The 6,588-nt window shown below is 71.3% G+C and carries 6 protein-coding genes; 4 read left to right on the top strand and 2 right to left on the bottom strand.

What is annotated here, in order from left to right; translation table 11 throughout:
- Positions 1-137: 137 nt before the first annotated feature.
- Together ACIBG4_RS37450 and ACIBG4_RS37445 are read right to left on the bottom strand one after the other, a co-directional pair.
- Positions 138-743: a thiolase C-terminal domain-containing protein gene (locus ACIBG4_RS37450; protein ID WP_397206669.1), complete on the bottom strand. Its 606-nt coding sequence runs from the start codon at positions 741-743 to the stop codon at positions 138-140.
- Positions 744-1,260: 517 nt separating this feature from the next.
- The gene (locus tag ACIBG4_RS37445; RefSeq protein WP_397206667.1) at positions 1,261-1,680 is read right to left on the bottom strand and encodes a Zn-ribbon domain-containing OB-fold protein; all 420 of its coding nucleotides are present in this window, start codon (positions 1,678-1,680) and stop codon (positions 1,261-1,263) included.
- A 131-nt stretch (positions 1,681-1,811) separates the two neighbouring features.
- Between ACIBG4_RS37445 and ACIBG4_RS37440 the strand changes: the two genes are divergently transcribed.
- The 4 genes from ACIBG4_RS37440 (at position 1,812) to ACIBG4_RS37425 (ending at position 6,588) form a co-directional block, all read left to right on the top strand.
- Complete coding sequence (locus tag ACIBG4_RS37440) at positions 1,812-3,182, top strand: MFS transporter (protein ID WP_397206665.1); 1,371 nt, start codon at positions 1,812-1,814, stop codon at positions 3,180-3,182.
- A gap of 199 nt (positions 3,183-3,381) precedes the next feature.
- Positions 3,382-4,032 carry a hypothetical protein gene (locus tag ACIBG4_RS37435; RefSeq protein ID WP_397206663.1) on the top strand — a complete coding sequence of 217 codons (651 nt, stop codon included), beginning with the start codon at positions 3,382-3,384 and terminating at the stop codon, positions 4,030-4,032.
- Between the two features lie 107 nt (positions 4,033-4,139).
- A complete protein-coding gene (locus tag ACIBG4_RS37430) occupies positions 4,140-5,129 on the top strand; it encodes a LacI family DNA-binding transcriptional regulator (protein ID WP_397206662.1) in 990 nt (329 codons plus the stop codon).
- A 94-nt stretch (positions 5,130-5,223) separates the two neighbouring features.
- Positions 5,224-6,588: an ABC transporter substrate-binding protein gene (locus ACIBG4_RS37425; protein WP_397206661.1), complete on the top strand. Its 1,365-nt coding sequence runs from the start codon at positions 5,224-5,226 to the stop codon at positions 6,586-6,588.

The following is a 6,588-nucleotide window of genomic DNA, read 5'->3' as shown; positions in this document are numbered from 1 at the left end:
GCGGGGGTGCGGGGGGGCTCGTGCCCGGGGGGCCCCGGCCCCCCCGGGGGGGGGCGGGGGCCCCGCCCCCCCCCCCCGCCCGGCTCGCGCGAGGGTCCGGCTGTCGCCGCGGCCGGACCCTCGCGAGGACGCCGCCGTCACGGCAGCCGGTTGGCCAGCACCAGGGTCGCGGCCGAGGCGAACATGCCGCCGTTGCCGAGCACCACGCTCACCTCGGCGCCGGGCACCTGCGCCGCGGCCTCCCCGCGAAGCTGGCGCACCGACTCCTGGATGGCGAACATGCCGTACATCCCGGTATGGGTGTAGGACAGCCCGCCGCCGTTGGTGTTGAGCGGCAGCCGCCCGCCCGGCGACGTGTGGCCCTCGGCGATGAACGCGCCCGCCTCGCCGCGCTTGAGGAAGCCGAGGTCCTCCAGGCCGTAGATGGGGACGTGGGCGAACGCGTCGTAGATCATGAGGTGGTCGACGTCGCCGTGGGAGACGCCCGCCTCGGCGAACGCCGCCTCCCCCGACAGGCGGAAGCCCTTGGAGGTGGTGAGGTCCTCCATCTGGGAGACGATCGGCGAATCGGCCGACTCTCCGGAGCCGAGCAGGTGGACCGGCCGCCTGCGGGCGCGCTCCTCGGAGGTGACGACCAGCGCGCCGCCCCCGTCGGTGACCAGGCAGCACTCCAGCAGATGGAACGGGTAGGCGACCAGCCGCGAGGCGAGCACGTCCTCGACCGTGACCAGGTCGCGGTACATGGCGCGCGGGTTGAGGTGCGCCCAGCGCCGCTGCGCGACGGCGACCTCGGCGAGCTGCTCGTGCGTAGCCCGGTCTCCTTCATGTACCGCAGCGCGGTCAGCGTGAACGCCGTGGACGGGCCGGACACGCCGTACGGCAGCTCGAACTGGCCCATCAGCGAGTCCCGGCCCAGCGCCGGGTATCCGGCGCCCACCCGGGAGCGGCCCGACTCGCCGTGCGTGATCAGCACCGTGTGGCACTGGCCGGCCCGGATGGCCGCGGCGGCGTGCCGTACGTGGAAGAGGAACGACGACCCGCCCACGCCCGTGCCGTCGAGCCAGGCCGGGGTGATGCCGAGGGCGTGGGCGATCTGCACGGGGCCCGGCACGCCGACGGTGGCGACGCCGTCGATGTCGTCCTTGGTCATGCCGGCGTCGGCGAGGGCGTTGCGCGCGGCCTCCAGGTGGAGCGCCAGGGTGGAGTGGGCGGGCAGCCTGCCGACCTCGTCGGTCTCGGCCGCCCCCGCGATCACGATGTTCATCGGGCGGCTCCGGCCGGCTGGAACAGCGGGACCGCCATGTCGCCGCGCTGCTCGAACACCACGCGCAGCTCCATGCCGAGGGGCAGGTTCTCCGGAGTGATCTCCACGCCGACGATGTTGGTCATCATCCTGACGCCCTCCTCCAGCTCGACGAGGGCGATGGCGTACGGCCCGTCGTCCTCGAAGCCGGGTGCCGGCCGGTGGTTGATCACGTAGGACACCAGCGTGGCCCGGCCGCCGGTGGTCACCCATGCGACGTCGCCGGAGCCGCAGTGCGGGCAGGCCGGCCGTGGATAGAAGTAGTGCCGCGAGCAGCCGCGGCAGCGCTGGACCCGCAGCTCGCCCCTGGCCGTTCCGTCCCAGAACGGCTGGGTCTCCGGCGTCGGCTTGGGGACGGGTTTGCGTGAGGCGGTCATCGTGCTCCTGCTCGTGAGAGAGAAGTGCCAGAAGCAGATTCTAGAACGTACATCTAAAATTGGCGAGGGCTCACAGCCCCTTGACGGGAGGCGTGCGGCGACGGACCATTCGTGGAAATGAATTCTAGAGCTTGCTTCTAGAACTCATGGGCGAGGGGACATCCCACCAGAAAGGCGTGTTCATGGGCCTGTTCTCCGTACGCGAGCTCGACGAGTACCCCACCGGCGCCCGCCGCATGAAGATCCTCACCATGGCGGTCTTGGCCGTCCTCATCGGTTCCTACGAGGCGCAGATCGCTCCAGTGGTCCCGCTGCTGCTGAAGGACCTCGACATGTCGCTCGCCACGTACGGGGCCGTGTCCGGCGCCGCGGCCGTCTCCGGGGCCCTCGCGTCGGCCCTGGGCGGCAGGCTGACCGACCGGGTCGGCCGCGTGCGGCTGCTGGTGCCGCTCATGTTGGTGACCGCCCTCTGCTGCTTCGCGATGACGCTGGTGCAGAGCCCCCGTGACCTGCTGATCGCCAGGATCGCGCTGGCCTTCGTCGACGGCGTCGCCATGGCGAGCACGGCGCCACTGGTCCGCGACTTCTCCCCCCGCCTGGGCCGGGCGCAGGCGTTCGGCTTCTGGTCCTGGGGCCCCGTCGGGGCGAACCTGCTCGCCTCCGCCGTGGCGGGCTGGACGCTGCCCGTCTTCGGCGACTCCTGGCGCTCGCAGTTCGTCATCATGGGCTGCTTCTCGCTGGTGATCTCCCTGGTGATCGCCTTCAACATCGCCGACCTCTCGCCCGAGCTGCGCGCCCGCATCCAGCACTCCGAGCACGACGCGGCCCACGTCGTCGACCTCAGCCGGCCGTCCCGGGTGCGGTCGCTGTTCGCGGACCGCGCCATCTGGGCCCACGTCGTCGGCATCTCGCTGTGGCTGGTGCTGTTCCTCACGCTCACTCTGTTCGGCCAGGTCATGCTGGTCGACTCCCTGGGCATGAGCGCCGCCCAGGCGTCCACGGTCATGGCCGCCTTCTGGAGCCTCAACCTCCTCACGCTGATCGTCTTCGGGCGCGTCTCCGACCGCACCCGGACGCGCAAGCCCTTCGCGCTCGGCGGGACGGTCGCGGCGGTCCTCGTCACCGCCTACCTGGCCCACGCCCTCGGCGGCGGCGACGTGCCGACCGGCACGCTGATGATCGCCGGGGCGCTGCTCGGCGGCTCGCTCGGCGTGGCCTACGCGCCCTGGATGGCCAACTACTCCGAGGACGCGGAGGACGTGGACCCCAGGCTCCAGGGGACCGCGTGGGGGCTGTTCGGCTTCCTCACCAAGGCCATCGCGGTCGTCGGCCTGCTGGTCATCCCGCGCGTGGTCGAGGCGACGAGCTGGCAGACGTGGCTGCTGGTCTGCCTTGGCTGTCTCGTCCTGTTCATCCCGGCCGTCTTCTTCTTCAACGGCCCCTGGCGCCGCCCCGCCACCGGCGTGGCCGGCGTGACGTCCGTACCCGTCGAGGCCGACTGACCGGCGCCGCACCGGCCGGTCCCGCGCCGGCCAGTGCGGCCCAAGCCCGGACCAAGTGGGCCCCAAGCCCGCCTTCCTACCGTGAGGGGAGCGAGACGCCCGGAAGGGACGGTGACCCCCGATACCCCCGGACGTCGACCGTGCTCCCTCCGCGCCACCGGATCCCCGGGGCGCGACCGTCACGGAGGAAGGAATCGGAATGATGTCGAACCACGCACGCTCGGGAGTGGCCGCCGTGCTGACGGCCGCGGGGCTCCTGGGGCTCTCCGCTCCGGCGCACGCCGCGAACGGCCTCGCCGCGGACACCGGAGAAGTGACGGGTACTGTGTCGAGCTTCTCCTCGGCGCGTGCCCAGGGCAAGACGTACGTGCTGGTCAAGTGCCCCTCGACCATGCCGTACATCAAGGGCACCAGCGCCACCACCAAGACCGGGAACCAGGAGGACCTGTCGTACGGCCACTACGACGACTTCTGGCAGTCCATCCCGGACGGCAGTGCGCAGGCGGCGAAGGTCAACTTCCACAACTCGCAGACGTACGCCGAGGAGAGCAAGTTCGGGCCCGTGGTGGTCACGGTCACGCTGACGCTGACGTGCTCGAACGTGAAGCCCGCCGGGCTGCCGAGGCCGCAGTTCAAGCAGAGCATCTACGTCAACGGCCACTCGTACGGCAACCTCCAGGTCACCTGCCCGGCCAACTACCCGACGGCCCTGGAGGCCATCGAGAATCACTCGTACTGGTTCACCTCCTACGGGACCACCGTGTCGGGCAGCATGGGCGCGGCGACCTGGTACAACACCGACGAGCTGGTGTTCGGGACGGCCGACCTGACGGTGGCCTGCGGCCCCTGACCCGGACGGCTTCGCGCCCCGCCCACATGTGCCCGGACGTTCCAGAGGCATGTCGGGTCTACGTAAGCGCTTGCAAATACTTGCGTGATCCGCCGTATAGTTTGCGCATGACGCGACGACTGGCAGACGTGGCCAAGAAGGTCGGGGTGAGCGAGGCGACCGTGAGCCGCGTGCTCAACGGCAAGCCCGGGGTGTCCGGCGCCACCCGGGAGGCCGTGCTGACCGCGCTCGACGTGCTCGGCTACGAGCGGCCCACCCAGTTGCGCGGCGACCGGGCCCGCCTGGTGGGGCTGGTGCTGCCGGAGCTGCAGAACCCGATCTTCCCGGCCTTCGCCGAGGTCGTGGGCGGGGCGCTGGCCCAGCAGGGGTTCACCTCCGTGCTCTGCACCAGGACGGTCGGCGGCGTCTCCGAGGCCGACTACGTCGACCTGCTGCTCCAGCAGCAGGTCAGCGGCGTGGTCTTCGCCGGCGGCCTGTACGCCCAGGCCGACGCCGCGCACGGGCACTACGAGCTGCTGCACGAGCGCAAGCTGCCCACGGTCCTGGTGAACGCGGCCGTGGAGCGGCTGGACTTCCCGCAGGTGTCCTGCGACGACGTGGTGGCCGCCGAGATCGCCCTGGCCCACCTGCGGGCGCTCGGCCACGAGCGCGTCGGCCTGCTGCTGGGCCCGAAGGACCACGTCCCGTCGCGCCGCAAGCTGGACACCTTCCAGGCGGGCGGCGGCGACCCGGCGCTGGTGGAGCACACGATGTTCTCGCTGGAGGGCGGCCACGCGGCGGCCGCCCGGCTGGTGGCGCGCGGCGTGACCGGCGTGATCTGCGCCAGCGACCTGCTGGCGCTGGGCGCGGTCCGGGCGGTGCGGCGCGCCGGGATGTCCGTGCCCGCCGACGTCTCGGTCATCGGCTTCGACGACTCGGCGCTGATGAACTGCACCGACCCGCCGCTCACCACCGTGCGCCAGCCGATCGACGCCATGGGACGGGCGGCCGTTGACCTGCTGGTCGCGCAGATCGACAAGGCCGTGGTGCCCGCCGACGAGCTGCTGTACGAGCCGGAGCTGGTGGTCCGGGCGTCCACGGCACGCGTACGTGCGTGATGGAGTCGTTATCTTGCAATAGTCCGTCGAGATATTGCAGTGCACGGTCGGCGATCCTATGGTGTGGGCACCTCGCACCAGAAGGGTCGAACCCATGCAGACATTCCCCGGGCAGAAATCGGCAGCACTCTTACTGGCCACCGCGCTCACCCTCTCGGTCGCGGCGTGCGGCGGCGCAGAGCCCGCCGAGCCCGGCCCCGGCGGCGCCGCGCCGGTGACGATCACGGTCGCCTGCCAGCCCGCGAAGTCCGCGCCCAAGGAGCGCGCCGCCTGGGACGACGACATCGCCGCGTTCATGAAGGCGCACCCGGGCGTGACGGTGAGGAGCACCGACCAGCAGCCGTGCTTCGACCCCAAGACGTTCGGGCCGAAGCTGGCGGGCGGCCAGATGGAGACCGCCTTCGTGGTGCCGGTGACCAACTACGCCGACGTCATCGGCAAGGGCCAGGCGCTGGACGTCTCCCCGTACACGGGCCTGATCAGGAACTGGAACGACCTGCGCGCCGACGTCCGCGAGCTGGTGACCAAGGACGGCAAGGTGTACGGCGTCCCCAACGTCCACTACAGCGTCGGCCTCGTCTACAACCGCAAGCTGTTCACCCAGGCCGGGCTGGACCCGGACAAGCCGCCCGCCACCTGGGCCGAGATCCGCGAGGCCGCCAAGAAGATCGCCGGCCTGGGCCCCGGCTACGTCGGCTACGGCGAGTACTCCGGCGGCAACACCGGCGGCTGGCACTTCACCCAGGCCCTCTACGGCCGCGGCGGCGCCGTCCTCACCGACGACGGCAAGAAGGCCGCGTTCAACTCGCCCGAGGGCCGCGCCGTCCTGCAGACCCTGCACGACATGCGCTGGACCGACGACAGCATGGGCAGCCGGCTGCTGGTCGGCTGGGAGTCGCTGATGATGGCGATGGGCAGCGGCAAGGTCGGCATGATGCTCGGCGCCCCCGACGTGGTCACCGACGTCGTCAACAAGTTCAAGGGCAACGTCGCCGACTACGGCATCACCGGCTTCCCCGAGGCCAAGGCGTCGCTCAGCGGCGGCGAGGCGTTCATGATCAACCCCAAGGCCACCCCCGAGCAGGCCAAGGCCGCCCTGCAGTGGCTCGACTTCCGCTACAACACCGTCGGCAAGGGACGCTTCGACTTCGCCCGCGGCAAGACCCTCGGCAACCCCGTCGGCGTGCCCGACAACGACGTCTACGGCGCCTCGCCCACCGGCAAGGCCATCCAGGCCGACCGGGAGAAGAACGCCACCCTGCCGGTCGCCAACTACGCGCCGTACGTGGCCGCCGCCTCCTCCGTGCCGCCCAAGGCCGAGCCCGCCCACGCCCAGGAGCTGTACGCGATCCTCGACGTGGTCATGTCCGGAGTGCTCAGCCGCCGCGAGGCCGACCCCGGCAAGCTGCTCGCCGACGCGGAGGCCAAGGCCAACGCGCTGCTGGCCGCCAAGGGCTGA

The sequence above is a fragment of the Nonomuraea sp. NPDC050383 genome (assembly GCF_044459125.1).
GTDB lineage: Bacteria > Actinomycetota > Actinomycetes > Streptosporangiales > Streptosporangiaceae > Nonomuraea.
This window is presented reverse-complemented; position numbering and strand designations above follow the sequence as displayed.